This window comes from Carboxydothermus islandicus (genome assembly GCF_001950325.1).
Taxonomy (GTDB): Bacteria; Bacillota; Z-2901; order Carboxydothermales; family Carboxydothermaceae; genus Carboxydothermus; species Carboxydothermus islandicus.
In genome coordinates, this window is the sequence record NZ_BDJL01000039.1 from 1 (window position 1) to 2452 (window position 2452).

General features: G+C 38.5%; 2 protein-coding genes. Both read left to right on the top strand.

Going from position 1 to position 2452, the window contains the following annotated elements; translation table 11 throughout:
• Positions 1 to 141: 141 nt before the first annotated feature.
• A complete protein-coding gene (istA, locus tag ciss_RS07155; protein ID WP_075865604.1) occupies positions 142 to 1641 on the top strand; it encodes an IS21 family transposase in 1500 nt (499 codons plus the stop codon).
• Positions 1634 to 2356 carry an IS21-like element helper ATPase IstB gene (gene istB / locus ciss_RS07160; RefSeq protein WP_075865605.1) on the top strand — a complete coding sequence of 241 codons (723 nt, stop codon included), beginning with the start codon at positions 1634 to 1636 and terminating at the stop codon, positions 2354 to 2356. Before istA ends, istB begins: the two co-directional genes overlap by 8 nt.
• Positions 2357 to 2452: the final 96 nt, after the last annotated feature.

Genomic DNA, 2452 nt, shown 5'->3' on the forward strand with positions numbered 1-2452 from the left:
TGTTTATGGCAAAATAAAAGTGCAGAGTTTGGCAAGGTAAAAGTGCAGAGTTAGGATTAGTAAAAAAAAACCATTGCCAGCAGTCCCAAAATCTAATAACCTCTTGTTTGTAGACCAATACGAACAGGAGGTATAGAAAGGATGCTAGCAATGGCTGATATTAATTCTATCAAATATTTGAGAGAAAAGAAAGGGTACAGTATTTCCAAAATTGCCAACATCCATAATATCAATTGGAGGACTGCCAAAAAGTACAGTGATCGGGATGACTGGAATATCGAGATTAAGAAAAAGAAAAGATCCAGTCTTAAAGATGAATATTATGAAATTATCTCTATTTGGCTAAAAGAAGACTTAAAGCTTCCCAGAAAACAGCGGCATACTGCGCAAAGAGTTTATGAGCGCCTTGTGGAAGAACATAATTTTCCCGGCAGTGACCGTACCGTTCGTCTCTGGGTAGCTGAAATTAAAAAAGAACTATATAAATCCCAAAGCGAGATTTATGTTAAGCTTAGTGCCCAACCTGGTGCTGCTCAGGCAGATTTTGGTAAAGTTCAGGTAATAGAAAAGGGCGTAATTAAACAATACAGCTCTTTAGTTTTAAGTTTTCCCTACAGCAATGCTGCTTTTACTCAGCTTATGCCTGCAGAAAACAGCGAGTGTTTGCAAGAAGCTTTAAAGAACATTTTTGAATTTCTTGGTGGTACACCAGGAATGATAACCTTTGATAATCTTACTGCTGCAGTAGCCAAAGTAAAAGCCAACGGAGAGAGAGAATTAACCGAATCGTTTCAACGATTTTGTCTTCATTATGGTTTTGAACCCATCTTTTGTAATGTTCAAGCCGCCAATGAAAAAGGTAATGTGGAAAATAAAGTGGGTTATATCAGGCGAAACTTTTTTGTCCCCCTGCCTGAAATCAACGACCTTGAATCTTTTAACCGGGAACTTTTGCAGAAATCCTTGAAATACCTGGATAAAACCCACTATGAAAAACAGCAAAAAATCCGGGATTTATTTGCCAAAGACCAGCAGCAGCTAAAAGTGTTACCACCCAAGCCTTTTTATCCTTACACTACAGCTACGGTAACAGTGGACAAATACGGCCGAATAAAGCACAACCAAATTTACTACTATGGCATCCCGGCAAAGCCAGGAGAAAGTTTATTAGTAGTGGCAAGATGGAACACCCTGACCATTTACAACAGCCAGATGGAGGTTATAACTGAGATTCCTCGAGCTTACAAGCAAAAAGAAGTAGAAATTGATTGGAAAGCATTCTTTGACCTGGTAAAGAAAAAGCCAAAAGCTTTTCTCCATTCTACCCATTATGAATTTTTACCGCCTAATGTCAAAAGATATTTAACAATTGAGGACAATGAACAACGAAAGGAACGACTCTGGCAAATGGCCGAGCTTTTAGAGGAATACACACTGCAGGTTGTTGAACAGGCTCTTACTGACTACAGCGAACAAAGCAATGTTGATTTGGCCCGGATAAAGCTTTCGGCTTATAAAATTGCCAGCAATAACAGAACCACCCCTTTGCCCCTGGCAATTAACAATCAAAACTACAGTGGCTTTAACCCGGACTTAACCCGGTACGAGCGCTTATTAAGGGGGGAAAGGGAAAATGGATAAACAAACAGTAAATCAGCTTTGCAAGCAATTAAAGCTCGGGTATATATCAAATAACTATCATAAAGTCCATTTTACCACGCCGGAACAATACTTAGCCGAGCTTTTGCAAATAGAACTTACCGGCAGAAAACAAAGTAAAATAAAACGACTTATCAAAAAAGCCGGTTTTCCCAATATAAAAACCCTGGAAAATTACAGCTTTAGCAATATAAATTTTCCCCAAACAATCAGCATCGAAGAGCTCACCGAGCTTACCTTTATTGAAAAGCAGCAAAACATAATCATGCTTGGGGAAGTGGGTACAGGCAAAACCCATTTAGCTATAGCTTTAGGAATTAAGGCCTGTAGCCTTGAATATAAGGTTAAATTTTACCGGGTAGTAGACCTAGTAAACCTTTTAACCGAAAACCTTAAGAAAATGAATTTACGGGCCTTTTTGCGGGAGGTGAGGCAAAACGATTTATTAATTCTCGATGAATTAGGATTTACCCCAATTCATAAAGATGGAGCCGAGCTACTATTCAATGTAATATCAGACTATTACGAGAAAAACAGCATCATAATTACATCAAACCTGGAATTTAGTAACTGGAACACCGTTTTTCTTGATAATCGGCTGGCAGCAGCCGCGATAGACCGCCTTATTCACCATGCTCATATCCTGGTGTTTAAGGGTGAGAGTTATAGATTTAAAAACGCCCTCTCAAACTGTTAAATTTTAACTCTTATGTATCTTTTTGTGCTGGCAATGGCCAATATTTTTTCTGCATTTTTCTTTGCCGTTTTATGCATTTTTATATTGCCAAACACA